27 protein-coding genes and 1 pseudogene are annotated in these 24,648 nt (G+C 59.4%); 25 read left to right on the forward strand and 3 right to left on the reverse strand.

Annotated elements, in window-relative coordinates; all coding sequences use genetic code 11:
* Nucleotides 1-80: 80 nt before the first annotated feature.
* The 6 genes from EDE09_RS11005 to EDE09_RS11030 all read left to right on the forward strand — a co-directional run bounded on the left by EDE09_RS11005 (nt 81) and on the right by EDE09_RS11030 (nt 5,130).
* Complete coding sequence (locus tag EDE09_RS11005) at nt 81-962, forward strand: LysR family transcriptional regulator (protein ID WP_112797869.1); 882 nt, start codon at nt 81-83, stop codon at nt 960-962.
* 82 nt (nt 963-1,044) lie between these two features.
* Nucleotides 1,045-1,818, forward strand: coding sequence for a DUF1194 domain-containing protein (locus EDE09_RS11010; RefSeq protein WP_132410391.1), 774 nt, complete (start codon nt 1,045-1,047; stop codon nt 1,816-1,818).
* Between the two features lie 112 nt (nt 1,819-1,930).
* Nucleotides 1,931-2,830, forward strand: a complete 900-nt coding sequence (locus tag EDE09_RS11015) for a TIGR02587 family membrane protein (RefSeq protein WP_245505118.1) — start codon at nt 1,931-1,933, stop codon at nt 2,828-2,830.
* Nucleotides 2,831-2,839: 9 nt separating this feature from the next.
* Nucleotides 2,840-3,250 (forward strand): TIGR02588 family protein, encoded by a 411-nt coding sequence (locus EDE09_RS11020; RefSeq protein ID WP_112797873.1) that lies wholly within the window; start codon nt 2,840-2,842, stop codon nt 3,248-3,250.
* 179 nt (nt 3,251-3,429) lie between these two features.
* Nucleotides 3,430-3,963: a DUF992 domain-containing protein gene (locus tag EDE09_RS11025; RefSeq protein ID WP_105371110.1), complete on the forward strand. Its 534-nt coding sequence runs from the start codon at nt 3,430-3,432 to the stop codon at nt 3,961-3,963.
* Nucleotides 3,964-4,224: 261 nt separating this feature from the next.
* A complete protein-coding gene (locus EDE09_RS11030) occupies nt 4,225-5,130 on the forward strand; it encodes a S1C family serine protease (RefSeq protein WP_112797875.1) in 906 nt (301 codons plus the stop codon).
* A gap of 43 nt (nt 5,131-5,173) precedes the next feature.
* Here the strand turns inward: EDE09_RS11030 and EDE09_RS11035 are convergent, their stop codons facing one another.
* Complete coding sequence (locus EDE09_RS11035; RefSeq protein WP_132410393.1) at nt 5,174-6,430, reverse strand: glycerate kinase; 1,257 nt, start codon at nt 6,428-6,430, stop codon at nt 5,174-5,176.
* Between the two features lie 145 nt (nt 6,431-6,575).
* Here EDE09_RS11035 and EDE09_RS11040 point away from each other — a divergent pair, with 145 nt between their 5' ends.
* Complete coding sequence (locus tag EDE09_RS11040) at nt 6,576-6,908, forward strand: hypothetical protein (RefSeq protein WP_105371107.1); 333 nt, start codon at nt 6,576-6,578, stop codon at nt 6,906-6,908.
* Here the strand turns inward: EDE09_RS11040 and pcaQ are convergent, their stop codons facing one another.
* Entirely contained in the window at nt 6,909-7,835 is a 927-nt protein-coding gene (pcaQ, locus tag EDE09_RS11045; RefSeq protein ID WP_132410395.1) for a pca operon transcription factor PcaQ, read from the reverse strand.
* A 94-nt stretch (nt 7,836-7,929) separates the two neighbouring features.
* Between pcaQ and pcaD the strand changes: the two genes are divergently transcribed.
* From pcaD to EDE09_RS11070, 5 genes are read left to right on the forward strand one after another with little or no spacing between them, the layout of a single operon-like run.
* Complete coding sequence (gene pcaD / locus EDE09_RS11050; RefSeq protein WP_132410397.1) at nt 7,930-8,727, forward strand: 3-oxoadipate enol-lactonase; 798 nt, start codon at nt 7,930-7,932, stop codon at nt 8,725-8,727.
* Between the two features lie 2 nt (nt 8,728-8,729).
* Complete coding sequence (gene pcaC / locus EDE09_RS11055) at nt 8,730-9,146, forward strand: 4-carboxymuconolactone decarboxylase (protein ID WP_105371105.1); 417 nt, start codon at nt 8,730-8,732, stop codon at nt 9,144-9,146.
* The gene (gene pcaH / locus EDE09_RS11060) at nt 9,143-9,883 is read left to right on the forward strand and encodes a protocatechuate 3,4-dioxygenase subunit beta (protein WP_132410399.1); all 741 of its coding nucleotides are present in this window, start codon (nt 9,143-9,145) and stop codon (nt 9,881-9,883) included. The genes pcaC and pcaH overlap by 4 nt, the downstream gene beginning before the upstream one ends.
* Before the next feature lie 3 nt (nt 9,884-9,886).
* A complete protein-coding gene (gene pcaG / locus EDE09_RS11065) occupies nt 9,887-10,504 on the forward strand; it encodes a protocatechuate 3,4-dioxygenase subunit alpha (RefSeq protein ID WP_112797881.1) in 618 nt (205 codons plus the stop codon).
* Between the two features lie 25 nt (nt 10,505-10,529).
* Nucleotides 10,530-11,582 carry a 3-carboxy-cis,cis-muconate cycloisomerase gene (locus EDE09_RS11070; RefSeq protein ID WP_112797883.1) on the forward strand — a complete coding sequence of 351 codons (1,053 nt, stop codon included), beginning with the start codon at nt 10,530-10,532 and terminating at the stop codon, nt 11,580-11,582.
* Nucleotides 11,583-11,596: 14 nt separating this feature from the next.
* Here EDE09_RS11070 and EDE09_RS11075 read toward each other — a convergent pair whose 3' ends face one another.
* On the reverse strand, nt 11,597-12,088 hold the full coding sequence (locus tag EDE09_RS11075; protein ID WP_112797885.1) for a MarR family transcriptional regulator: 492 nt from the start codon (nt 12,086-12,088) through the stop codon (nt 11,597-11,599).
* A 449-nt stretch (nt 12,089-12,537) separates the two neighbouring features.
* On the opposite strand from EDE09_RS11075, the gene modA reads away from it, so the two are divergent.
* From modA to EDE09_RS11135, 13 genes and pseudogenes are all read left to right on the forward strand, one after another.
* Nucleotides 12,538-13,320 (forward strand): molybdate ABC transporter substrate-binding protein, encoded by a 783-nt coding sequence (gene modA, locus EDE09_RS11080; protein WP_132410403.1) that lies wholly within the window; start codon nt 12,538-12,540, stop codon nt 13,318-13,320.
* 255 nt (nt 13,321-13,575) lie between these two features.
* A complete protein-coding gene (locus tag EDE09_RS11085; RefSeq protein WP_105371099.1) occupies nt 13,576-13,806 on the forward strand; it encodes a hypothetical protein in 231 nt (76 codons plus the stop codon).
* 101 nt (nt 13,807-13,907) lie between these two features.
* A complete protein-coding gene (locus tag EDE09_RS11090) occupies nt 13,908-14,123 on the forward strand; it encodes a hypothetical protein (protein ID WP_132410405.1) in 216 nt (71 codons plus the stop codon).
* Nucleotides 14,124-14,327: 204 nt separating this feature from the next.
* The gene (gene modB / locus EDE09_RS11095; RefSeq protein WP_112797925.1) at nt 14,328-15,029 is read left to right on the forward strand and encodes a molybdate ABC transporter permease subunit; all 702 of its coding nucleotides are present in this window, start codon (nt 14,328-14,330) and stop codon (nt 15,027-15,029) included.
* Nucleotides 15,026-16,096 (forward strand): molybdenum ABC transporter ATP-binding protein, encoded by a 1,071-nt coding sequence (gene modC / locus EDE09_RS11100; RefSeq protein WP_112797927.1) that lies wholly within the window; start codon nt 15,026-15,028, stop codon nt 16,094-16,096. The genes modB and modC overlap by 4 nt, the downstream gene beginning before the upstream one ends.
* A 179-nt stretch (nt 16,097-16,275) precedes the next feature.
* A complete protein-coding gene (locus EDE09_RS11105) occupies nt 16,276-17,622 on the forward strand; it encodes an extracellular solute-binding protein (protein ID WP_112797929.1) in 1,347 nt (448 codons plus the stop codon).
* 64 nt (nt 17,623-17,686) lie between these two features.
* Entirely contained in the window at nt 17,687-18,988 is a 1,302-nt protein-coding gene (locus tag EDE09_RS11110; RefSeq protein ID WP_112797931.1) for a sugar ABC transporter permease, read from the forward strand.
* Between the two features lie 2 nt (nt 18,989-18,990).
* Nucleotides 18,991-19,833 carry a carbohydrate ABC transporter permease gene (locus EDE09_RS11115; RefSeq protein ID WP_112797933.1) on the forward strand — a complete coding sequence of 281 codons (843 nt, stop codon included), beginning with the start codon at nt 18,991-18,993 and terminating at the stop codon, nt 19,831-19,833.
* Nucleotides 19,833-20,888 (forward strand): ABC transporter ATP-binding protein, encoded by a 1,056-nt coding sequence (locus EDE09_RS11120; RefSeq protein ID WP_112797935.1) that lies wholly within the window; start codon nt 19,833-19,835, stop codon nt 20,886-20,888. Before EDE09_RS11115 ends, EDE09_RS11120 begins: the two co-directional genes overlap by 1 nt.
* Nucleotides 20,889-20,890: 2 nt before the next feature.
* Nucleotides 20,891-21,622, forward strand: a pseudogene (locus tag EDE09_RS28445) (glycerophosphodiester phosphodiesterase); the annotation flags it as partial.
* Nucleotides 21,617-22,630, forward strand: a complete 1,014-nt coding sequence (locus tag EDE09_RS11125; RefSeq protein ID WP_132410441.1) for a LacI family DNA-binding transcriptional regulator — start codon at nt 21,617-21,619, stop codon at nt 22,628-22,630. The pseudogene EDE09_RS28445 and the gene EDE09_RS11125, both read left to right, overlap by 6 nt.
* Nucleotides 22,631-23,467, forward strand: coding sequence for an inositol monophosphatase family protein (locus EDE09_RS11130; protein WP_112797937.1), 837 nt, complete (start codon nt 22,631-22,633; stop codon nt 23,465-23,467). It begins immediately after the preceding gene.
* A gap of 98 nt (nt 23,468-23,565) precedes the next feature.
* Entirely contained in the window at nt 23,566-24,600 is a 1,035-nt protein-coding gene (locus EDE09_RS11135) for a LacI family DNA-binding transcriptional regulator (RefSeq protein ID WP_112798044.1), read from the forward strand.
* Nucleotides 24,601-24,648: the final 48 nt, after the last annotated feature.

Consider the following 24,648-nt stretch of genomic DNA (forward strand, 5'->3'; position numbering starts at 1 on the left):
GAGATTTGCAGCTGAATTGACCGGCATCAAGTTGGAAGTTCGGGCTTTATTGATCGAAGATTTCGATTAGATTGGGGACCATGCAGTTCGAGTTGATCGAGACCTTCCTGGACCTCATGGAGACGCGGAGCTTCAATCGCACCGCCGAGCGCCTCAACATCACCCAGTCGACGGTTTCGCACCGCGTGAATGCGCTGGAGGCAATGTTTCGCCGGAAGCTTTTCGTTCGGGGGAAGGGCGGTACGGTGCCGACGGTGGCCGGGATGCGTCTGCTCGACCATGCCAAGGCGTTGCAACAGCAATGGCATGAGGCAGCACGCGCGGTCGAGGCCGCCGGCGCCTACGAGCGGGCAATGCGGATTGGCATTCAACATGACGTCGCGGAGATGTTTGCCGGACGTTTTTTGAGGGCGGTGCGTGAAGAATTGCAGGGCATGTCGATCTATCTGGAGGCGGATTATTCCAATCAGATGAATCGCGATCTTGGCGCCGGCGATCTCGATCTCGCCGTTCTCTATACGCCCCATCACCTGCCGGACCTGCATTATGAACGGCTTGGAGAGATCTCCTATATTCTCGTGAGCACGCAAGCGACAACGCTCAGCAACATAAGGCAGCAGGATTATATATACGCCAACTATTCACCAGCCTTCGACCGCGCGCACAGGTTGGCATTGCCGCAGTTTTCCGCCTCACCCCTTTCGACCGGTCGCAACCTCATGATCGCCGAACTTATCACGACGTTAGGCGGTGCCGCCTATGTCACGCGTGCAACTGCCGAAGACCTGGTGAAGAAAGAGGTTGCGCAAATCGTCTCGGATGCGCCTGTGATCGCCCAAACGGCCTACGCTGCCACCAATGTTCGCTCGCGTCATTCCCATCAGCATCGCCGTCTCATCGCAACTCTTGCAAAACTTGTTGCCGAGGAGAGGCACGAGAGCTCCACCATCACCGAAAGTTGAAGGGATCGAGAATACCGGGAGTCGCCCGCTGACGCGGCTGTGTTACAGTTTTGCGACTTCAAACGCAGTGACGGGATTGCCGATGCTTACCACACTCGCGATGCTGATAAGTCTCTCCGCCACGCCGGTCATGGCACAGGCCGGGGGTGGGGAGGTCGACGTGGAGCTGGTGCTTGCCGTCGATACGTCCCGCTCCATGGATTACGAAGAAGTGCGCATTCAGCGGGAAGGTTATGTCGAGGCCCTCAAGCACAGAGAGTTCATCGAGGCGGTGGAAACGGGGCTGCTCGGCAAGATCGCGATCAGCTATTTCGAGTGGGCCGGCGATGTGGTGCCGAATTCCGTCATAGGGTGGCAGGTGATCGAGACGGCGCAGGATGCGATCGATTTCGCGAACCTGCTTGAAGCGAGACCGATCAATACACAACGACGGACGTCGATATCCGCGGCAATTGCCCAGGGCGCGACGATGATCGTTGCGAATTCCTATCGGGGCATGCGTCAGGTGATCGATATTTCCGGCGATGGTCCGAACAATTCCGGCAATCCGGTCGTTCCCGCCCGTGACAAGGCGATGGAGGCGGGCATTGTCATCAATGGGCTGGCGCTTATGCTGCGCCCTTCCGGCGCACCGGGCGGCCTCGACAAATATTATGCGGATTGCGTCATCGGTGGACCCGGCTCCTTCGTGCTGCCGGTCCACAAGATCGAGGATTTTGCCGTTGCCGTGCGTCGCAAGCTTGTGACGGAGATCAGCGGAATCACACCTCCCGCAACCGTACAGAAAGCCGCCGGCGTGCCCAGCACCGATTGTCTTATCGGTGAAAAACAGTGGCAAGACCTCTTCGACCGGTAAACCGGCAGATACGAAGATTGACCGTAACGCTTTCTCGTCTTCCTGATCGGCTCTCGGAACATTTTTTCACTCCATGTGTTTAGGTCCGCCTGTCTGACTGAGGAGGAGGATCTTGAGCAGCGTGACGAGGGGCCAGCAAATCGATATCAGCCCGTCTCGCCACTTGCTGGTCGGCTTAGGCCGCGGCGCCGCCGGTGCAATGCTGTTCGGCATGCCGATGCTGATGACGATGGAGCTTTGGCAGCTCGGTTTCTATATTGATCGGTTCCGTCTGTTCCTCCTTTTAACGGTCAACATTCCGCTTCTCATCGTGCTCGCCGATCGCATCGGGTTTGAACATACGTCCACATGGCAGGAGGCGATCCGCGACGCGACCATAGCCTATGGCCTCGGCATCGTTATGAGTGGGCTCGTCCTCGTACTCCTTGGTGACCTTGAACAGCACATGCCGTTTTCTGAAATCATCGGAAAAATTGCCATCCAGGCGGTTCCGGCGAGCATCGGGGCGCTGCTTGGCCGGTCGCAACTCGGCGGGCAGGCGAGGAGCGATGAGAGCAGCGGTGAAGAGGGTCGGCAAGGTAAGGGTAAAGAGGGCGACGCGGTTCCGGACGAAATGTCCACCAGCTATAGCCGAGAGCTGTTTCTCATGGCGGTCGGCGCCTTGTTCCTCAGCTTGAATGTCGCTCCGACTGAGGAGATCATTTTGATCTCCTTCAAGATGACGCCCTGGCACGCGCTGATGATGATCGTCATATCGATCGCTATCATGCATGGCTTTGTCTACGCCGTTGCCTTCAAAGGTGCGCATGAGCTTGGGGAGAACACCCCCCGGTGGCATGCTCTCATTCGTTTCACATTGCCCGGCTATATGGTGGCTATGCTGATCAGCCTTTACGTCCTCTGGACGTTCGGCCGCCTCGACGACAGCGCCGCAACGCCAGCCCTGATGTCGGCCATTGTATTGGCCTTTCCAGGTGCGATCGGTGCCGCCGCCGCCCGGCTTATCCTTTAGGGAGCAGCCATGACCACGATATCCACGCGACCACATCGAGAAACTGGAGACCCCCACTGGATAGAATGGGTCACCGGCACGGTTTCGGCGCTGCTGGTTATCGCCATGATCGGCTGGATCGGTCTTGAGGCGTTGATGGAAGAGGATCTGCCCCCTGAATTTGCGGTCACCATTACCGGCCGCGCGGCAGTCGAGGGTGGACATCGAGTGGAGTTCGAGATCTTCAACAGGGCCAACCAGACGGCGGCGGCCGTCGTCGTGCGGGGCGAGTTGATCGATGGGGGGCAGGCAGTCGAAGAAGCTGATATCACCTTCGACTACGTCCCGGCGGAATCGAAAGCCTCAGGAGCAATCCTGTTCCTTCAGGATCCGGGTCATCTCGAGATCAGAATTCGGGCTCTGGGATACACGGACCCCTAAGATCGGGAATAGCGCGCGATTGAACCCGCCGCGTCATCACGTTGACGCCAACCCCGTGACAAATTGTGCGCCGCCACACCGGGATCATTCTTCCGCCACATGCGTTAGCCAACGCTGCTTCGCCGGCTCGCTCGAAGCTTGGGCATAGGAGCGGCGACGATAATATAAGGAGTACAGGGATGAAGAAATTTGTTGTGGTGGCGATTGCCGCCTTGCCAGTGATTACGAGCGCGGGAGCCGCCGTTGGGGCTGACGTGATTTCCCGCCGTGACCCGGTTCCGACCTATGAGGAACCGGATCAGCGCGGTGGCGTGCGCATCGGTTATCTGGATTGCACGATTGGCGGCGGTGTCGGTTACGTTCTTGGTTCCGCCAAGGAAGCGGACTGCGCCTTTACGTCGGCAATCGGTAGCGAGCCGATCGACCACTATACAGGTGTTGTCCGCAAGATGGGCATCGATGTCGGCTTTACCACCCGTTCGCGCCTGATCTGGGCCGTCTTCGCCCCCACCGCCGGATATCACCACGGGTCGCTGGGCGGCCTCTATCAGGGAGCCACGGCCGAAGCGACTGTCGGCGCAGGCGTCGGCGCCAACCTGCTCGTCGGCGGGACCTCCGGTTCCATCCATCTGCAGACAGTGAGCGTCACCGGCCAGCTCGGCCTCAACCTTGCCGCAACTGGAACGTCGGTAACACTAACTCCGGCGAGCTGATTGTCTCTGGACACAGCTCTTCCCGAGCGAGGAGCTGTGTCCGTTCTAGGTTGCAGGACAGCACTGCGGAAAACCGCATAGATAGGTCAGACCCATAACCTCGAACCAATGTCGCACTCGGAGCCAGGCGTTTAGTCTTGCCGCTTCGATAGCCCCCCTTGCCGCAGGCCCTTCATATTCATACCTTAATAGCAGGTACGGCTTGATCCTGCAGAACTTGCGGGGTTTTGAGCCAGTAAGCGCCTCATCAGGATTTGCATCATGGATACGGAGAAGATTTTGCGGTCGGTCGTGGCCGTACGAGCATCAATTCCCGAGAATGCCTTTACGGCCAATACGCTCGGCACCCGCCGGGAAGGAAGCGGAGTCGTCATTCGCGAGAACGGGTTGGTGCTGACGATCGGTTATCTGATCACCGAAGCCGAGGAAGTGTGGCTGACTAGGCATGACGGTAAGGTCGTACCCGCACATGCGCTGGCTTACGATCAGGAAAGCGGTTTCGGCCTGGTCCAGGCGCTTGCCCCGCTCGATTTGCCGGCGCTGTCGATCGGCGATTCCGATGGCGCCTTTCTTGGCGACCCAATTGTGCTTGCGGATGGCGAAGGCCACTACATACGCGGTAACATCGTCGCCAAGCAGGAATTTGCAGGTTATTGGGAATATCTTCTGGAGGAGGCAATCTTCATCGCGCCGGCGCATCCCTCCTGGGGCGGGGCAGCATTGATCGACGCGGAAGGTAAGCTGATCGGAATCGGTTCGCTCAGACTGCAGATGAGCCGAGGCGGAGAGATCGCCGATATCAACATGGCCGTGCCGATCAACCTGTTAAAGCCGATCCTAGACGATCTTCTCAATCGCGGCGAGTTCAATCGTCTGCCTCGCCCATGGCTCGGGGCCTATTCGGCCGAAAACAATGGCGAGGTCGTAGTAATGAGCGTCACCGAAAACGGGCCGGCCGCGCAGGCAGGGCTTCGTCGAGGCGATGTGATTTCCGAAATTCGCGACGACGAGATCGACGGGCTTGCCGATTTTTACCGCAAGCTCTGGAAGACGGGTCCGCCGGGATCGGAGATCCCCATGCGCATCCTGCGCGATGGGCGCGAAGCATGGTTGAGGGTACGATCCGCCGATCGCAATGATTTCCTGCACAAGCCGCAGTTGCAGTAGTTCCGTTCCTGCTCGAACTTCGGCAGGACTTGGCCGGGTTGTTCTACCTTATCAGGATGGCTCGGAAGTCATTGACATTCGTGCCGGTCGGCCCCGTCTGAAAGACGTCTCCGATCGCCGAGAAGCCGGTGAAGCTGTCATTGGCGTCAAGGAGCTTCCTGGCGTCCAGGCCCGCTCCACGTAGCCGTCTTGCCGTCGTGCCATCGGCAAAGGCGCCGGCATTGTTTTCAGAACCGTCAATACCGTCCGTATCCGCTGCAAGCGCGGTGATCCGGTGACCATCGATTGCGAGCCCAAGAGCCAGCGCGAACTCACCGTTGCGTCCGCCTCGGCCGCCTTTTGCACGCAACGAAACGGTTGTCTCGCCGCCCGATAGCAGGACGGCCGGCTTTGAGAAGGGTCTGTCACGCAAGGCCACCTCGCGGGCCAGGGCCGCGTGAACCAGTGCCACATCCCTGGCTTCACCTTCAATGGAGTCGGAGAGGATATGGGGGGTAACCCCATTTGCGCGGGCTACTTCCGCTGCGGCTTCGAGCGAGACGCCGGCGGAGGCGATGACGAAATGCTCGTGGCGGGAGAAGACGGGATCGTCGGGTGTTGGCGCGTCGGCCGCAGAGGAATTTAAATGCGCAAGCATCGCATCGGGCAAATCCAGCCTGTACTGCTCGATGATGGCGAGAGCGTCATGCCTGGTCGTGTCGTCGGGTATGGTCGGGCCGGAGGCAACAAATGCTGGATTGTCCCCTGGAATGTCCGAAACGATAAGACTGACGACGCGCGCCTTGGTGGCGGCGGCCAAACGTCCGCCTTTGATGGTCGAAAGATGCTTGCGAACCACGTTCATCGCCGAGATCGGCGCACCGGAGGCAAGCAAGACCTCATTAAGCGCGATCTCGTCGTCGAGCGTCAGGCCCTCCGGCGGAGCGGGCAAGAGAGCCGAGCCCCCGCCGCAGATCAGCGCAATGACAAGATCCCGCTCGTTGAGATCGCTGATTGCCTGCATCAGGCGTTTTGCACCGGCAAGCCCGGCGGCGTCAGGCACCGGATGGGAGGCTTCCAGGATCTCGATCGAATTTGTGCGGCAGCCGTAGCCATAGCGCGTCACGACCAGGCCCGAGAGTGGCCCCTGCCAGACGCTTTCAAGGGCTGCCGCCATCTGCGCGGCTCCCTTGCCTGCGCCGATTACAACCGTGCGTCCGCCATTTGGCGGGGAGGGAAGATGGTTCCTGATGCCGGTCAGCGGATCGGCGGCATTGACGGCGGCGTGGAACAGCGCCGCCAGAAAGTTCCTGTCTTCCATTTCTCACTCCTCGAAGTCCGGCATCTTTCGATCACGGCGGCTGACGACCGTCAACCGGGCTTGATCGCCCGCTACCGCGTAGCGCGGGAACAAACCGAGCGGCACTCGGTTGTCCCTAGGATTCGCCGCATGGAAGGAGTGACAAATGACCGAACATATCAAGGAAGCGGGCTATCCGGGGCAAATCGACATCGGCGGCAGTCGATCGGCTGTCACCTATAAGCTCAAGGCTCGCAAGGAGGACGATGGAGCCTTTCACGTCGCCGTCAGCCTCACGGCGCCCCGCGATTGGCTGCTGAAAAACGGGTTCCGCAAGGAAGCCACCCTGGTGCGGCAGGATGGAAACCGCATTCCGGTGCATTTCGAAGAGACATTGAACGTTGCCGACAACATATCGGTGACACTGCGCGCCGATGACGCCGTGGTCGGTTCGATGGAGGAGCTGCGCAACAAGTTTCCGGAGTTGCGGGCTAGCTGATTACCGGGCAGGCATGATCTCGGCAGCGGATTGCCGAATGGTCTGCATCAGAATGGCAAGCGGGGTTGAGGTTTCTGCGTCGACCCGCATGGTCAGGCCGACAGGCCCCCGGGTTTCGGTGGTGTCGATCGGCAGCGCTGCCAAACTGCCGTCCGAAATCTCTGCGGCAACGACACCGGCCGAAATGATCCATATTGCATCGCTCGATTTGACGAAAGCGCGTCCAAAGGCATCCGAAACCGTCTCCACCTGGGTCGGCAGACTTGCGACGCCGTTGGCGATAAGGAATTGCTCCACCGACGGCCGGATAATCGAGCCACGCGAGGGCATCAGCACCGGATAGTCGGATAACCCCTCGAAAGCCGACTGCTTGCTTTCCAGCAGCGGATGGCCGCACCGGACCGCAAAGACCACCTGTTCGGAATAAAGGTGTTCGAAGGAAAGGCCGGTCATCTTCTCCGGGGAAGCCAGCCGGCCGACGACGAGGTCGAGATCGCCGACCCTGAGCTGCTCCATCAGCACCGCATTATCCCCGGTTACGATCTTGACGCGGCTCCCGGTCTTCTCGGCCAGAAACAACCCCATGGCGCGCGGCATGATCCGGGTCGATACGGTCGGCAGAGCGCCGATCCTCACGGGAGGAGCGGAATCGAAGAGCTCCTGCGACACGGAGTCGATGCCTTGCCGCAGCGCCGTCAGCGCGGCGCCGGCATGGCGCAGGAACACTTCCCCGTAGCGGGTAATGCGGATGCCCCTCCCTTCGCGCTCGAATACCGAAACGCCCAAGGCATCTTCTAGTTCGCGGATGGTCTTTGTCACAGCCGGCTGACTCACGTGGAGTATTTCGGCAGCTCTTACGACGCTTTTCTGACGCGCGACTTCGACAAATGTATGCAAGTGTCGAAACTTGACTCGAGAATTGATCAAGATCAAATAACCTTTGGGTTAGGAGAACATGCTGAAAATATCATTTTACCTAACCAGAAACTAGTGCAATCTACCAATGCGAGAGGAGGCGCGGATGCAGTTTGTGCACATTAACGATATCGTGATCCATTATGACATCCGCCGTGCGGATGACGGCCGGCCCGCTATCGTCTTCATCAATTCGCTCGGAACCGATAGCCGCATCTGGCATCAGGTACTGCCGAAGCTTGCCGAGGATTATACAATCCTGACTTACGACAAGCGCGGCCACGGCCTGTCCGGCCTTGGAAGCCCGCCCTATTCAATCGAGGATCACGTCTCCGATCTCGCCGGCCTGCTGGATCATCTGGCGCTGTCTCGCGTCATCGTCTGCGGCTTGTCCGTCGGCGGGTTGATTGCTCAGGGTTTGTATGAGAGCCGGCCGGATTTGGTAAAGGCGCTTGTGCTTTCCAACACGGCCCACAAGATCGGCACGAACGAGATATGGGCGGCGCGCATTGCGGCGGTGGAAGAAAACGGAATCGGCAGCATTCTGGAGGCCATCATGCAGCGATGGTTTACCGAAGGCTTCCGCAGGCCGGAAAACGCGGCATACCAAGCATATTGCAATATGCTCGTGCGTCAGCCCGTGAGCGGCTACAGCGGTACCTGCGCGGCAATCCGCGATGCGGACTTCACCGCTGCGGCAAAGGAAATCGCCGTGCCGACGCTTTGCATCGTTGGCCGCGAGGATGGTTCCACGCCGCCTGACGTGGTGAAATCTCTTTCCGATCTCATACCCGGCTCGCGTTACGAGGTCATCGAAGGCGCGGCGCATATCCCATGCGTGGAGGCTCCAGCCGCCTACGCCGCCCTGATCCGCGGCTTCATCGAAGAATTGGAAGAGGAATAGACATGGCCGAAGCTCAAGCGCCATCCGACCGCTATGCCGATGGTCTTAAGGTTCGCCGTTCGGTACTCGGCGACGCCCATGTGGACCGTGCACAGGCGAACCAGACGCCGTTCGATCAGCCGTTCCAGCAACTCATAACCGAAAGCGCCTGGGGTACGCTCTGGTCCCGCCCGAACTGGACCAGGCGCGAACGTTCCATGGTGACGATCGCGTTGCTTGCCGCGCTTGGCCATTATGAAGAGGTCGCAATGCACATTCGTGCCACCGCCAATACCGGTGCGACGAGAGACGATATCTGCGAGGCCCTGATGCATGTGGCAATCTACGCCGGGGTTCCGGCCGCCAATCATGCGTTCAAGGTGGCCAAGGCGACCTACGCCGAAATGGACGCGGAAAAGGCCGCGGAGGAGGTAAGATGAAAAATATGCCACCCGAAACCACACCCTTCTTTGCTCGCGACAGGGCCTGGCACCCGCCGGCATTCACGCCCGGTTACAAGACTTCGGTGCTCCGCTCGCCGCAGCGCGCGCTGATTTCGCTTGAAGGCACCAAGAGCGAGATTACCGGCCCGGTCTTCGGCCATAACATTCTCGGCGAATTCGACAACGACCTGATCGTCAACTATGCCAAGCCCGGCGAGATGGCGATCGGCGAACGCATCCTCGTCCACGGCCGCGTGCTGGACGAGCGCGGCGTCGGTATCCCGGGAGCGCTGGTGGAGTTCTGGCAGGCCAATGCCGGTGGCCGCTACCGCCATAAGAAGGAAACTTATCTCGCGCCCCTCGACCCGAATTTCGGCGGTTTCGGCCGCGCCATCACCGACGAGAAAGGCGGTTATTTCTTCAAGACCATCAAGCCCGGCCCCTATCCGTGGCCGAACGGCGTCAACGATTGGCGCCCGGCGCATATCCACTTCTCGGTCTTCGGCCATGGCTTCGCGCAGCGCCTGATCACCCAGATGTATTTCGAAGGCGATCCGATGGTCTGGATCTGTCCCATCGTCAAAACCATTCCGGACGAGAACGCCATCAAGGGCCTGATTGCCGCTCTCGACATGCAAAACACCATCCCGCACGACATGCGGGCCTATAAATTCGACATCATCTTGCGCGGCCGCCGCTCGACCTTTTTCGAGAACCGCAAGGAAGGTAACTGATCCATGGTTCAGCCGCTCACTTACTTCAAGGAATCGGCCTCCCAGACGGCGGGTCCCTATGTCCATATCGGCTGCACGCCGAATTTTTCAGGCATCACCGGCGTTTATCCCGAGGATCTGGGCTCCGGTTCGCTGGTCAACGACAAGACCCGCGGCGAGCGCATCACCATTCGCGGTTTCGTCTATGACGGCGTAGGCACGCCGCTCAAGGACGCGCTGATCGAGATCTGGCAGGCCGACGCGGACGGCTTCTACAACAGCCCCTCGGAAACCCGTGGCAAGGCCGATCCGAACTTCTTCGGCTGGGCTCGCCAGCCCGGCGACATGGCGACCGGCGAATTCGCCTTCGAGACGATCAAGCCGGGAAAGGTGCCCTTCCGGGACGGCCGGCTGATGGCCCCGCATGTCAATTTCTGGATTGTCGCCCGCGGCATCAATCTCGGCCTCAACACCCGCATGTACTTCTCCGACGAGGACGAGGCCAATGCGGCGGACCCAATCCTGTCGCGCATCGAGCACCGGGTTCGCGTTCCCACCCTGATCGGCAAGCGTGACGGGGCGGTGGTGACGTTCAATATCTATCTTCAAGGCGAAAACGAAACTATCTTCTTCGATATCTGAGAAACGAAGAATTTCAGGAGTCGGCATGAGCCTTTCGGCTTTCGACCACCCCTACCTGTCCGGTCTTGTCGGCGACGAGGAGACCGGACGACTGTTTTCGGCCGAGGCCGAAATCAAGGCTATGCTGGCATTCGAAGATGCCCTGGCCGGCGCGGAAGAAAGCGCGGGTGTCATTCCCGCACACGCGGCGCAAACAATCAGCGCAGCGTGTCAAACATTCGTGCCGGATCTGGAAAGGCTTCGCGCCGGAACCGGGCTGGACGGCGTTGTCGTTCCCGAACTCGTGCGGCAACTGCGCCAGGCAGTCGGCGGCGAGGCGGCACAATATGTGCATTTCGGTGCCACCAGTCAGGACGTTATCGACACTGCGCTGGTTCTCAGATTGAAGCCGCTCTGCGGGCTGTTCAACGATCGCCTTTTTTCGATCGAAAACGCTTTTGAAGAGATGGATCGGGTCTTCGGCGCTCGGTCTCTTATGGGCCGTACCCGCATGCAAGCAGCGATCCCCATCTCCGTAGCTGATCGTATCCGCGCATGGCGGGAGCCGCTGACGCGCTATCGCCGGCGGCTGGAGAATTTCTCAACCACTGGCTTTGCGGTGCAATTTGGCGGGGCAGCAGGCACGCTGGAAAAACTGGGCGAGAAGGCCGAGCTCGTGCGCAAGACCTTGGCTTTCAGGCTTTCGCTTGGCGACGCCGCCCAGTGGCAAAGCCAGCGGGACCGTGTAGTCGAACTGGGCGGCATTCTGACGATGATTTCCGGATCGCTTGGAAAGTTCGGCCAGGACGTGGCGCTGCTTGCTCAAATGGGCGGCGAGATCGAGCTTGCCGGCGGAGGCGGTTCCTCCGCCATGGCTCACAAGCAGAATCCGGTGGCTGCCGAAGTGTTGGTTGCCCTTGCCCGGTTCAATGCCGTGCAGATTTCCGCCCTGCAGCAATCGATGGTTCACGAGCAGGAGCGGTCGGGTGCTGCATGGACACTGGAATGGCTGGTCCTGCCGCCGCTCGTGATGGCAACAGGGACCGCCTTGCGTCTTGCGGCGGAGCTTGCCGCCAATATCCGGTCGCTCGGACGGTAGGCGAACGTCGGGCTTCAGCTCAGGACCGCACTGAGCCTCGCAAGCACAGATAGGAAAACCTTCTTGTCTTCACCGGCAATCTCCTCGAGAAGCCTGTCATGCGCATCGGCAATTACCTGGAGCCGTTCCTGCATGCTGCGACCATCCTCGGTGAGCCTGACACTGTAGCTACGCTGGTCATCCGGGTTTGACTGGCGTTCGATCAAACCCCGATCGGCAAGGTCCTTCAGGGTCGACGTGAGGGTCGAGCGATCTCGGCCGCAGATACGGCTGAGTTCCGATGGCGTCATGCTGTCGCGCTGAGCCAGCACAGTCAGCAGTGCATACCAGCCGGGCTTCAGATCGGCCCTTCCGGTCGCCTTCGCGAAAGTCTGAAACGAAGCCTCTTGCGCCACGCGCAAGTGATAGCCGATGCGGTTTTGGAATATCGAGGATATGAGATCTTGGGTGTCCCTAGACGATGCCCGCGCGTCGTCCGCCCGCTCTACCGATAGCTTCTCTGTCATCGTGCCGTCCTCCCGCCGCAAAACTAACGTAACGGAGCCAGACCGGCAAGATAGTTTGATATCAAACCATATTATCTGAGGCACGAGCAGACAAGGGTCGGTGAAGGGGAACCAACTCCCGGCCACGCCAAAACTTACCGGCGCAAGGATCATCCCGCGAGGATATTGAAAAAGGAAAAAACGTAGAATCCGATCACGATGAGAGCGGCCAAAGCCAGCAATAAGGCAGGAATGCTGTTCATAATGTCCCTCTCTGTCCGCCGATTTAACGCACTGGAGGCCTGGACGTATCCATCAAAATTCGCGGGTGACCCGCGGAGGTTAAGAAAGTGTTTCCCATGCCAGCCGCGAAGGGTGCCGCAAGATATCTCAACGGATATAGCGCTGGTCAAAAAATTGCGGGACGATATATTCCCTGAGATATCTCGATTAACTCAAGAGGGACATTCATGACCACCGATCGCCGCTCCTGGAAGAACATCTCGTTCGCCTTCGCCCTAGGCGTTTTCATGGCAGCGGTCGGGATGCTCGGCCCGGCACTGGCGCAGGAAAAGGTGACGGTATTTGCAGCTGCCAGCATGAAAAACGCCCTCGACAACGCCAACAAGGCCTTCGGCAAGCCGGTGACCGTTTCCTATGCTGCCAGCTCGGCGCTGGCCAAACAGATCGAGGCCGGCGCTCCCGCCGATATCTTCATTTCGGCCGATATCGACTGGATGAATTATCTTTCCGAACGAAAGCTCGTGAAGCAGGACAGCAGGTTCAACTGGCTCGGCAACCGGATCGTCCTCGTTGCTCCCAGCGACAATGCAAGACCGATCGATATCAGGCCCGGCTTCGATCTGGCCGGCCTTCTTTCCGGCGGCAGGCTGGCGATGGGGGCGCCGGCGTCCGTGCCGGCCGGAAAATACGGCAAGGCTGCGCTCGAGAAGCTCGGTGTTTGGCCGGCGGTGGAAAAGAGCATTGCAGGTGCTGAAAGTGTACGCGCCGCACTGGCATTCGTCTCGCGTGGGGAAGCCCCCTACGGCATCGTGTATCGGACGGACGCCGCTGCGGATCCGGGGGTAACGGTCGTCGGAACCTTCCCGGAAGATAGTCACCCCCCGATCATCTACCCGATCGCAATCCTTGCAAATGCGAAATCCGCAGAAACGTCCGCCTATCTTGATTTCCTCAAATCGGCCGAAGCTGCGCCCTTCTTCGAAAAAGAGGGCTTTACCATTTTAAAGTGATTGCCGCCTCGGAAGGACGAACGGAAACGGCTCCTGTTGAGGCCCGTTTCTCGTTCGTCTTCGGCGGTTGCTCGGTGCGTTGACTGCCTGCCCGAGATCGTTTGTTCCCCATTCTCGAACATTGCGTTTGGAAATCACGCCCTACCGGAGGAGCGCCGCAACCTCCATTTCCATGACCAGAAGCAGGCGACTGCTTCTTTGAAAGACCAACCCGGAGCCCATTTCTTACGGCTCCGCCCGAAAGAGAACACGACCATGAAAAGCATTATTTCCACCGTCGCTGCAGCCATGATCGCCTCGGCCTCATTTGCTGGCGCTGCTTCTGCTGAAGGCGATTATTACAACGGCACCTCGAAGGCGCAGGTCGCCGCCCGAGCCGACTCTTCGGTCGACGACATCAGGACCAGCAGTGTCGAGCAGTCCCACGGCGACAGCCAAGGCGCTCGTCAGCCGATCTTCGGCCAGACAAGCCGGGACAACCGCTGACGGTACCTGAGCCGAGCGCATTTCATTCAAGATACCGAATACCCATCCGCCTGGCAGGTCGCAAACTTAAGCCGCGGATGCACTCTGAAAGGAATAAAGCAATGAAGACGTCACTCTCCGTAGTTTCGGCCATGATCGCCGCCACCGCTTTTGCAGGTTCCGCGCTTGCCGAAGGAGATTATTTCGAAGGCACTGCCAAGACCCAGGTTTCTGCAAAGGTCGACAACGTGAGAACCGGCAGCATCGATCAGATCCGCGTCGACGGTCGCAACCACGGCCAACCGATCTTCGAGAAAACCAACCGCGATAATCGCTAACCGCCTTTGAACTTCCCAAGCCTGCGCGGGCAGCACGACAGGATTGCCCGCGCGCTGATATTTCTGGCGCCGGGAGAGACTTGGCTTGAAGTCAAAAGCTCTCCCGCCGCCGGCATCACAAGAGAAGTTTTCCTGCAGTACCCTAGCCATCCAAGCCGTCCCGATATATCCAAAGTGATATATTGTGCTGGGTAGGATCGACGTTTGGACTGGCTTCAATTGAGCGACGAGGAATGGACCGCGATCAGGCTGAGCCTGTGGGTTTCCGCCGTCGCGATGACCGTCAGCCTGCCCTTCGGCATCCTGATCGCCTATCTGCTGGCCCGAGGCCGATTTTGGGGAAAATCGATTCTTAATGGCCTGGTGCATCTGCCGCTCATCCTGCCTCCGGTCGTAACCGGTTTCCTCTTGCTTATCCTTTTCGGCCGACGCGGGGTCATAGGCGCCTTCCTGGACGAATATCTCGGCATTGTCTTTTCGTTCCGATGGACGGGTGCGGCGCTTGCCTGCGGCGTGATGGGATTCCCGCTGATGGTGCGGTCCATACGCCTGTCCGTCGAAGCGGTGGACCGTAAGCTGGAAGAGGCGGCCAGGACGCTCGGCGCCAGCCCGGCCTGGGTATTCATGACCGTCACCCTGCCGCTGATCCTTCCCGGCATTATCGCCGGCATGATCCTTGCTTTCGCCAAGGCCATGGGCGAATTTGGTGCGACGATCACCTTCGTGTCCAACATTCCCGGCGAAACGCAAACCCTATCCGCAGCAATTTACACCTTTACCCAGGTGCCCGGCGGTGACGCGGGGGCCATGCGGCTGACGATCGTGGCGATCGCGATTTCTTCCGCCGCTCTGCTTGCTTCCGAATTCATGGCCTATCTGGTCGGCAAAAGAGTGCAGGTCGAATGACGCTGGTTGTAGATGTGCGCCAGACGCTGGGCGGTTTCGTGCTTGACGCCCGCTTCGCATCCAGACGTGGCGTGACGGCGCTGTTTGGGCCGTCGGGTTCAGGAAAGACTTCTCTGATCCGGGTGATTGCCGGGCTTTCCAAGCCGCAACGGGGAAGCCTTCGGATCGATGAACAGGTGCTGCTCGATACCGAAAGAGGCATATTCGTGCCGGCGCATCGACGTCACTTCGGCTATGTTTTCCAGGAAGGTCGGCTTTTCCCGCATCTGACCGTCCGCCAGAATCTCAACTATGGACGGTGGTTTGCGCCGAAGTCTGCGCGCGTTCGCGACTTCCGGCACATCATCGATCTTCTCGGTATCGGCGGATTGTTGGATCGCCGGCCCGCAACACTCTCCGGTGGCGAAAAGCAGCGCGTGGCGATCGGGCGGGCTTTGTTTGCCGGACCACGATTGCTCCTGATGGACGAGCCGCTTGCCTCCCTGGACGACCCACGCAAAGCAGAGATACTTCCCTATCTGGAGAGGTTGCGGGACGAAACGTCGACACCGATCGTCTATGTCAGTCATTCGACCGCGGAAGTGGCGCGCCTGGCCGACCAGGTGGTAATGATGCAAAATGGCCGGGTGGAGGCGGTTGGAACCACTTCGGAGATCTTGGGCGGCTTTTCCTTCCTATCGTCGGACCGTCGGGAGGCCGGGGTGGTACTTTCGGGCGCCGTCGAGACGATCGACGCCGTCCACCACCTGGCGACGATAAGGCTTTCAACTTTTCGGCTGATCGTTCCGACCGCGCAGGTGGAGGTTGGGGCAATGGTCAGACTGCATATCCCGGAACGGGATGTGATGGTTGCGACAAAGCGGCCGGAGGGCCTGAGCGCCCTTAACATCGTCGAGGGTCGCGTCGCTGCGATCGAGGCCGATGGCGAGGGCATGGTGCGCGTGCGTATCCGTTGCGGCGACGACTTTGTACTCGCCCGCATCACCGCGCTTTCGGCCGAACGGCTTTCCTTGAAACTCGAAGAACCAGTCTTTGCGGTGATGAAGACAGTTGCGCTGGAACGCTGATCGGCAGCAGCTGGAGGATCGCCGCCAAAATTTTGCACACGCGTACATTTTGTCATTCGGGTGTTATGGAGGCCCACTAAACCGCTCTCGTTGATCATGAATTCAGCGCTTCCGCCGCACGAGGTCAGTGCCTGCCGGTGTCCGGAAGCAGCCATTTTCGCTCTTCGGGGAGTTAAACCATGACTGTTCTTCCGATATTGAAATCCGCCGCGCTCGCCGCCGTTCTTCTCACCTCGACCGCCGTCTTTGCCTCCGCCAAAGATGTCAGCATTTCCGTCTGGTCGGGTGGTTCCGGTCCGAATGACAACTACCGCGTCGATGCGATCGAAATTGCCGCAGACATTCTCGAGCGCGAAGCCGCAGTCCGCGGTGAACAGCTCAACATCATCGTGCAGAAGACGCCCTATTCCGGCTGGGAAGATTTCAAGCAGGCGCTGACGCTTGCCGCAGAAGCCAAGAAGGCTCCGAACATCGTTGCGACCGGCCATGAGGATATCGGTCCCTGGGCTCAGGCGGGTCTTATCGTTCCGGCCGAGGATTATATCGACCTCGATGCGTGGCCGATCAGCGATATCTACCCAAACCTCATGGAGATCGCCTCCTTCAATGGCACGGTTTACGGCATCCCGCAGGACGCCGAATCCCGCCCCTTCTTCTTCTGGAAGCCTTACATGAAGGCGATCGGCTATACGGATGCTGATCTCGAAGCTCTGCCGGCAAAGGTCGAGAAGGGCGAATATACGCTGAAAAACGTCCTCGAAGATGCCAAGAAGATGCAGGACAAGGGTCTTGTCCAGGCCGGCTACGGCTTCTATCCGCGCACCAATAACGGCCCTGACTATTGGCAGTTCTACACCTCTTTCGGCGGCGTCATGGAAGAAGAAGGCAAGCTTGTCTTCGACAAGGCCGCGATGAAGCGCACCTATCAGTTTTTCGCCGACCTCGTTGCAGCAGGTGTCACCAAGAAGAACCACATCGGCATGCCCGGCGACCAGTGGTGGAAGGAAGTGGCCACCGGCAAGGCGGGAATCTGGCACGGCGGCACCTGGCATTATGCACGACTGGTGAACCAGGAAGGGCTCAAGGATTTCTTTGACAACGTCCAGTTCACGCTGATCCCGGCCGGCGAAGGCGGCAAGGCGAATACTCTCACCCATCCTTTGACCTATCTCCTGATGGCCGGTCACGATCAGGAGACGACGCAGATCGCGGCCGATCTCGTCAAGATCGCGTCCGAGCCGCGCATCAATGCGCTGCATGCCATCAAGTCGGCGCATCTCGGCATCTCTCCATCCGAGACCAAGGTCGACCTCTACTCCGGGAACCGCTGGGCCTCGGAGGCTACCGAGCGTCTTCTGCCCCATGCCAATGCGATGCCGAACAATGCGGATTTCGGCAAATACTGGACGATCATGTGGAAGAATATGGAAGCGACCTGGACCGGCGCCAAGACCGCCGATGCCGCAGTCAACGATGCCGAAGCCGAACTGAAGTCGACGCTCGGCGGCGCCATCGTCATCCGCTGATCAAAACCCTCAGGACTGCGGGCGGCTTCACTCCGCCGCCCGCCTTTCTTCCCAAGGTTTCTCCATGCGAACATCGCAAACGCTCGGCATAATCATGATCGCGCCTGCTGCAATCATGATCTTCCTGTTCTACCTCGTGCCGGCAATCCTGACCGGCATCTTCGCCATGACCAACATGAGTACCGCGACCGGCATTTCCGGCGGCGTCTATCAGGTCACCCAAGGCGCGGTGAACCGGCTCAAGGTTGATTTGCCGGAGCTTGCAGCAGGCATAGCGGAGCCGCGTTTTGTCATAGACGACGAGGGATTGGCGGCGTTGGAGGCGTTGAAGCTGAAGCCGGGTTATGCCGTTGAACTGAGGGACGGGCATGTCGGCCAGGTTTTCGCCTCCCGTCGCGACGCGGAACGGGTCATAAAGACGCTCAAGGACCGTCCTTCCACCCGCGAGGTGAAGCAGATTTCCGATCTTTTCAACCGCTCGGTCCTCAATACCCGGTTCGAGACGCGCGACGCACTGATCGGCAGCCTGGAAAAGCTGGGCTTCACGCTGACGCCGGAGGAGCAGGACAAGGTCGCGCGAGAAACCTATACCGGCTGGGTCTGGACAACGGACAATTTCAGGGTCATCGCCAGCTCGCCGGACATGGCGAAGATATTTTTCAATACCGCCTTCTATGTCGGGGTAACGCTTATGCTCTTCAACGTGAGCTATGCGCTGTTCCTGGCGGTGACGACCCACTATATGCCGCCTGCAACCGCCTCCGTCTTCCGCGCCGTCTGGCTCCTGCCGCGCATCACGCCGGTGGTCATCTATGTCTTGATGTGGAAATGGCTGACCTGGGACAATGGTTTTATTTCCATGTTTCTGGGCCAGTTCGGGGTCCCGCCGAAGAACTATCTGCTCGACAATGCCTACAACGCCTGGTTCTTCGTGATCCTGATCAACGGCTTCATCGGCGCATCGATGGGAATGCTGGTCTTTTCCTCGGCAATCAAGGCGATCCCTCAAACGCATTTCCATGCAAGCGAGGTGGATGGCGCCAGCCGGTGGCAGCAGATCCGCTACATCATCCTGCCGCAACTGCGCTGGCCGATCCTGTTCGTCACCTGCTACCAGACACTTTCGCTGCTTGCCTCCTTCAACGAAATCCTCCTTTCGACCCGCGGCGGGCCGGGGCGGGCGACCGAGGTCTGGTCGCTCGCCGCCTACCATACCGCGCTCAACAACTATACCGGCAATCTGGAATACGGCCTGGGCGCCGCCCTCGCGCTGGTGCTGGTGGTTATCGGGATCGTCCTGTCGCTGATTTACCTGCGCATCTTTCGTTACGACACTCTGATCTCCAAGCCGTGGATCGAGGATTGATGATGGCCGATAAGACTCAGACTTCCGTGAATTTCTCAAGCGTGCCGGTCATCTTCCTGCTGACGCTGGTCAGCCTGCCGCTGGTGTTGATGTATGCCTATCTCTTCATCGATACGATCAGCAATTCGGAGGCGGGTTCGCTGATCCCGAATGAGCTGACGCTCGAACACTGGCGCTTCCTCTGGGAGACCCGACCGGGCAAAGCCAGCATCTGGCTCGTTACCCTCAACACCTTCATTTTTGCAGCCAGCATCACGGCGGTGATCCTGATCATCTCCTCTATGGCGGGTTATGTGCTGTCGCGGCTGAATGTGCCTGCGCGCGGCCTATTGCTGGCCGGGGTCATGGTGTTGCATGCCTTTCCATCGGTGACGCTCATCATCTCGATCTTCATCGTGCTTCAGTATGTCGGCCTCTATAATTCGCTGATCGGGGTCATCCTGGTGAAAGCGGCAATCGACATGCCGCTCGGCATCTGGCTGATGAAGGGCTTCTACGACACCGTGCCATGGGAAATAGAGATGGCAGGTCTTGTCGACGGAGCCTCGCGGTTCACCGTCTGGCGGAGACTCGTCCTGCCGCAGATCAAGCCGGCAATCATGGCGCTCGGCCTCTTCTCATTTCTCACGGGGTGGAGCGAGTTCATTCTGCCGCAGGTGCTTGCGCCAGGGGCGCAGGTGCAGGTGCTATCGGTCTACCTGGCGAGCCTGATTGCGGACGACAACAACTTCGATTTCGCCACTTTCAAGGCTGTCGGCGTGTTCTATGTCGTTCCGGTCCTCATTCTCTATGTCTTTTTCCAGAAGCATCTCATGAACATCTACGGCGGAGGCACCAAGGGCTGATGCGTATTCTCCTCGACAAATTCTCGAAAAGTTTCGGAAGCACCAAGGTCATCGAGGCGATGGACCTCGAAGTGGGCTCCGGAGAAATGCTGGCGTTGCTTGGCCCCTCCGGTTGCGGCAAATCCACGACCCTGTTTGCGATTTGCGGCATCCATAGGCCGACTGCGGGCCGCATTGTATTTGGCGACAGGGACGTCACCAACCTGCCGAGCCAGGAGCGCAATGTCGGCGTGGTCTTCCAATCCTATGCGCTTTATCCGCACATGACGGTCGAGGAGAATATCGGATTTCCTCTGACGGTGCGGCGGTTGCCCGCCAGCGACATCAAAAGACGGGTCGCGGAAATTTCCGCACTCGCCCACATCGACAATCTCCTCGCTCGACGGCCCTCCCAGCTTTCCGGCGGTCAACAGCAGCGCGTCGCGCTCGCTCGTGCTCTTATCCGTCGCCCGGACGTGCTGCTGCTCGACGAACCGCTTGCCAATCTGGATGCGAAATTGCGCCTTGAGATGCGTTCGGAAATCCGCCGTCTGCAGAAGGAGACACGCATTACCGCCATTCTCGTGACCCATGATCAGGTGGAGGCGATGAGCATGTGTGACCGTATCGCGATCATGAAGGAAGGCGAGATTGTCCAGATCGCCACGCCGTCCGAGATGTACAACAATCCGCGCACGGCCTTCGTCGCCGGTTTCCTCGGAAATCCGCCGATTTCTTTCCTGAAAGGCAACGCATTGGGCGGGGCATTCGTCTCCGGCGACGGCAATTTCAGACTACCGCTCAGGTCGCTTCGCGACATCGGTGATGGCAGGGCTGTGACGCTCGGTATCCGACCCGAGCATTTCGGTCCCAACGGCGATTTGGCAATCGAGGGTCAGGTTGCTTTTGCGGAAACGCAGGGGAGGGAAAACCTTTACGACATCGTACTTGCCGATGGTTCCGTACTGCGTTCGATCCAGCCGGTGCGCGATGACGTGAGGCTCGGCGACTGCGTCCGCTGGAACCTTTCCAGCGAAGCGGCCTTCGTCTTCGCGGAAGATGGGCGGAGACTTTGACCATGCGTAGCTTCGCTGCCTTCTTCAGAAGGTTCGGGTGGCCGGAAGACAAGGGCCGGATGCCATTCTGCATCGGCCATCGCGGCGCAAGCGGCCATGAACGGGAAAATACGCTCGCCGCTTTTCGCAGGGCGGCCGAACTCGGCGCCGAGATGTGGGAACTCGACACCCAGATGACCGCCGATGGGGTCGTCGTCATCTCCCACGATGATCACCTGGAACGCGTATTCGCCAAAGACCTATATATTTCCCAGATGAGTTTTGCCGAGCTTCGCGCGATCGTGCCTGACGTACCGAGCTTCGAGGAAGTGGCTGAGCTTGGCCGCGCCACCGGCTGCGGACTCTATGTGGAACTCAAGCGGCCCGGCACAGGGCCGGTCTGCTGGCAGCATCTGAAAGAGATGAACCAGCGCTTTGCCTGCCTCGGCTCGTTCGATGTCCAGCAGGTCCGCGAATTGCGGGAGATGGGCTGCGATTTTCCGCTGTCCGTGCTGATCCGCATCGGTCACGATCCGCATCTGCTGGGAAGAGAATCAGGCGCCGACATCCTGCATCTCTGTTGGGAAAAGGCGAGCGACACCCCGCAGGAATTCGTCACCGAAGAACTCGTCGAAAAGGCCTTTTCCGACGGCAAGGAGATCGTGCTGTGGCACGAGGAGCGGTCGGATGTGTTGAAGGATATCATGGCACAGCCGGTTCTCGGCATCTGTACCGACCTGCCGGACCTGATGCGTTCCAGGGAGCCGAACGGGACGACCCGGGAGCAACGCCGCGTCACCTCTTTCGACGTGGCGCGGGCGGCGGGCGTCTCCCGCGCCGCCGTATCCCGTGCCTTTACGCCGGACGCGAGCGTTTCGGAGAAGACCCGCGAGAAAGTTTATCAAGCCGCCAGAGAACTCGGCTATCGGGTCAATTATCTCGCCCGCAGCCTGACGAACAAGCGGTCGGATTTCGTTGGACTCGTCGCGGCAGGTCTCGATAACCCCTTCCGCACCCAGCAGCTCGAACATCTGGCCCGGGCGTTGATCGCCCGCAATTATCGGCCGATCCTGCTGCCTACCTCCAAGGAGGCGGATACTTCGACCGTCATCGGGCAGCTGCTGCATTACGCGGTTTCCGGCGTCATCGTCACCTCCGATGCGCCGCCCTCGCATATCTGCGAGGAATGCGCCGCCGAAGGCGTACCGATCGTGCTGATCAACAAGGGTGAAGATTTTCCCTTTGTCGACCGTGTCGTTTCCGATGACCGGATGTCGGGTTATACCGCGGCCGATCATTTGCTGGAGGTCGGCGCAGCAAAGCTGGCAGTCGTGGCCGGGACGGCCGTCTCCTATTCCTCACGCCGTCGTGCGGAAGCTTTTCAGAATCGCTGCACAAGCCTTGGCGTCGAGGCGACGCTGGTTCCTGTTACGATCAACGATTACAGGCGCGGTTATGAGGCGGCGGAGAGGCTTCTGAATCTCGGTGTCGACGGCGTCTTTTCGGTCAACGACTACATGGCCTGCGGCGTCCTTGACGGGCTTGTCAGGGCGGGAATGGGCTACGGGTCGGTAAAGGTCATTGGGCATGACGACATTCCCCAGGCAAGCTGGGCAGCCTATGACCTCACCACTTTCGTCCAGCCTTGCGAGGTGCAGGCGGAACAGGTGATCGATCTCCTCATCAGCCGCATGGCCGATCCGGATGCGGTTTCGCGGGTGGAGTTCACGCCTGTAACGCTGATCAAGAGAAGAAGCGCATAAATGGCGTTCGCATCCGATATTACTTTCCTGAAAGCCCGCGCCGAAACTGCGATCTCGATCGCCCGCCGTGTCGGAAGGGCGGCCGCGGCCTTTCGCGCCGAAGCTCTCCCGGAGACGCTTAACGTCGAGAACAAGGGCTTGCAGGATTTCGTTACCGTCGCCGACAGGCGAGCCGAACTGGCTATCCGCACGACATTGCTTGAAGAATTCCCGCAGGATTCCTTCATGGGCGAAGAAGGGGGTGGCTATGAAGGGACTGAGGCAGGTGAGGGCGGCATGTGGGTGGTGGATCCGATCGACGGAACGACCAATTTCATTCGCGGCTTTCGTCACTGGGGTGTGTCTATAGCCTTCGTCGCCGGCGGCAGGATTCTGGTCGGCGTGATTTATGACGCAGCGCAAGACATGGTTTTCCATGCGATCCGCGGGCAGGGCGCCTTCAAGGAAGGTAAACCGATCGCTGCCGCCAAAACCAGCGATCCCTCCCATGCTATCGCCATCCTCGGCCATTCCCGACGGACCGACTTTGAGGATTATCTCGCCGTCTCCCGCAAGCTTTATGAGCGCGGTATCGACTACCGCCGCATGGGAGCTGCAGCGATCGGTCTGGTTCGCGTTGCTGAAGGCATATCCGATCTCTATTACGAGCGGCATCTGTCTGCCTGGGACATGCTGGCCGGCATGCTCATCGCCGCTGAAGCGGGCGCCACGGTTTTTATGCCGTCATTTGAAAAACTGCTTCGGGATGGCGGACCGGCGGTGGCTTGTTCTCCCGCCCTGGCCGATGAATTCGCATTCCTGTTGGAAATGGAGGACTTGTCCGCCGTAGCGTCTTGACGGCCGGGCGCCAGGATGGATTGACCGGAACCGTTCTCGGGTCGATGTATAAGGAAGGGATCATTGACCTCTTCCCATACCTCTGCCAAGTGACGTTTATGCCCTCACGAGACCAAAAGAAAAGCCGCGTAACGCTCCTTGATGTGGCGCGTCGCGCCAATGTTTCGCGTGCAACCGCTTCGCTGGTCATCCGCAAGAGCCCGCTGGTGGGAAGCGAGACAAGAGCCCGGGTCGAAGAGGTCATGCGCGAGCTCGGTTATGTCTACAACATGGGCGCGGCACGCCTTCGCGCAGAGCGCAGTCACACCGTCGGCGTCATCGTGCCCAATCTTACCAATCCGTTTTTTGCCGAATTGCTCTCCGGCATTGAGGCCATGATCGACGAGGCAGGTCTGGTGGTCATCCTGGCCAATAGCGGCGATCTGCCCGACCGGCAGGACGCGGTGATGCAGCGAATGCGGGAGCACGGCGTCGATGGTGTCATCTTGTGCCCCGCGGCGGGTACCGAACCCACATATTTGCGGCGCGTCGCAGAGTGGAACCTGCCGCTGGTGCAGGCCCTGCGCCAGATTTCCGATGAAGCAGACTATGCCGGCGTGGATTATGCAGGGGGCATGCATCAGGCTGTCGACTATCTGGTGTCGCTTGGTCATCGCCGTATTGCCTTTGCCGTGCATGGCCCGATCCATTCGGCCTACCATGAGCGTATCAGCGGCTTCGGCGAGGCGATGCAGTCTCATGGCCTCGGCGCGGACATGATTATCCGTGTGCCGAACCAGCTTGGTGGGATTGCCAGCTCGGCAAATCTCCTCCTCAATCGCCCTGACCCGCCAACGGCGGTCATCTGCTTCAATGATGTCATAGCGCTCGGTCTTTCCGCCGGGCTCTACGACTGCGGGGTCAAGATCGGTTCGGATTTTTCATTGATTGGCTTCGACGATGTAACCGACGCGGAGGCGATGCGACCGCGGTTGACGTCCGTTTCGACGGCACCCGCGACAATCGGAAACAATGCCGCCCGGCTTCTCTTGAATCGGCTGGCTGATCCGCTGCGCCCACCGGAAAGAATTGTGCAGCAAACGCAGCTCCACATTCGTCAATCCTGCGGACCGGCGATAACTGCGGCGGTCTGAGACGATTAATCCAGTTGACGTGCGGCTGAAAAGTTTTTAGATCGATCT

The organism is Neorhizobium sp. S3-V5DH (assembly GCF_004343065.1).
Lineage (GTDB): Bacteria > Pseudomonadota > Alphaproteobacteria > Rhizobiales > Rhizobiaceae > Neorhizobium > Neorhizobium huautlense.

Bases quoted from the DNA above. Each gene is read 5' to 3' on its own strand.
- EDE09_RS11005 (WP_112797869.1), top strand. From the start codon at position 81: ATGCAGTTCGAGTTGATCGAGACCTTCCTGGACCTCATGGAGACGCGG.
- EDE09_RS11010 (WP_132410391.1), top strand. From the start codon at position 1,045: ATGCTTACCACACTCGCGATGCTGATAAGTCTCTCCGCCACGCCGGTC.
- EDE09_RS11020 (WP_112797873.1), top strand. From the start codon at position 2,840: ATGACCACGATATCCACGCGACCACATCGAGAAACTGGAGACCCCCAC.
- EDE09_RS11025 (WP_105371110.1), top strand. From the start codon at position 3,430: ATGAAGAAATTTGTTGTGGTGGCGATTGCCGCCTTGCCAGTGATTACG.
- EDE09_RS11030 (WP_112797875.1), top strand. From the start codon at position 4,225: ATGGATACGGAGAAGATTTTGCGGTCGGTCGTGGCCGTACGAGCATCA.
- EDE09_RS11035 (WP_132410393.1), bottom strand. From the start codon at position 6,430: ATGGAAGACAGGAACTTTCTGGCGGCGCTGTTCCACGCCGCCGTCAAT.
- EDE09_RS11040 (WP_105371107.1), top strand. From the start codon at position 6,576: ATGACCGAACATATCAAGGAAGCGGGCTATCCGGGGCAAATCGACATC.
- pcaD (WP_132410397.1), top strand. From the start codon at position 7,930: ATGCAGTTTGTGCACATTAACGATATCGTGATCCATTATGACATCCGC.
- pcaC (WP_105371105.1), top strand. From the start codon at position 8,730: ATGGCCGAAGCTCAAGCGCCATCCGACCGCTATGCCGATGGTCTTAAG.
- pcaH (WP_132410399.1), top strand. From the start codon at position 9,143: ATGAAAAATATGCCACCCGAAACCACACCCTTCTTTGCTCGCGACAGG.
- pcaG (WP_112797881.1), top strand. From the start codon at position 9,887: ATGGTTCAGCCGCTCACTTACTTCAAGGAATCGGCCTCCCAGACGGCG.
- EDE09_RS11070 (WP_112797883.1), top strand. From the start codon at position 10,530: ATGAGCCTTTCGGCTTTCGACCACCCCTACCTGTCCGGTCTTGTCGGC.
- EDE09_RS11075 (WP_112797885.1), bottom strand. From the start codon at position 12,088: ATGACAGAGAAGCTATCGGTAGAGCGGGCGGACGACGCGCGGGCATCG.
- modA (WP_132410403.1), top strand. From the start codon at position 12,538: ATGACCACCGATCGCCGCTCCTGGAAGAACATCTCGTTCGCCTTCGCC.
- EDE09_RS11085 (WP_105371099.1), top strand. From the start codon at position 13,576: ATGAAAAGCATTATTTCCACCGTCGCTGCAGCCATGATCGCCTCGGCC.
- EDE09_RS11090 (WP_132410405.1), top strand. From the start codon at position 13,908: ATGAAGACGTCACTCTCCGTAGTTTCGGCCATGATCGCCGCCACCGCT.
- modC (WP_112797927.1), top strand. From the start codon at position 15,026: ATGACGCTGGTTGTAGATGTGCGCCAGACGCTGGGCGGTTTCGTGCTT.
- EDE09_RS11105 (WP_112797929.1), top strand. From the start codon at position 16,276: ATGACTGTTCTTCCGATATTGAAATCCGCCGCGCTCGCCGCCGTTCTT.
- EDE09_RS11110 (WP_112797931.1), top strand. From the start codon at position 17,687: ATGCGAACATCGCAAACGCTCGGCATAATCATGATCGCGCCTGCTGCA.
- EDE09_RS11115 (WP_112797933.1), top strand. From the start codon at position 18,991: ATGGCCGATAAGACTCAGACTTCCGTGAATTTCTCAAGCGTGCCGGTC.
- EDE09_RS11120 (WP_112797935.1), top strand. From the start codon at position 19,833: ATGCGTATTCTCCTCGACAAATTCTCGAAAAGTTTCGGAAGCACCAAG.
- EDE09_RS11125 (WP_132410441.1), top strand. From the start codon at position 21,617: ATGCGTTCCAGGGAGCCGAACGGGACGACCCGGGAGCAACGCCGCGTC.
- EDE09_RS11130 (WP_112797937.1), top strand. From the start codon at position 22,631: ATGGCGTTCGCATCCGATATTACTTTCCTGAAAGCCCGCGCCGAAACT.
- EDE09_RS11135 (WP_112798044.1), top strand. From the start codon at position 23,566: ATGCCCTCACGAGACCAAAAGAAAAGCCGCGTAACGCTCCTTGATGTG.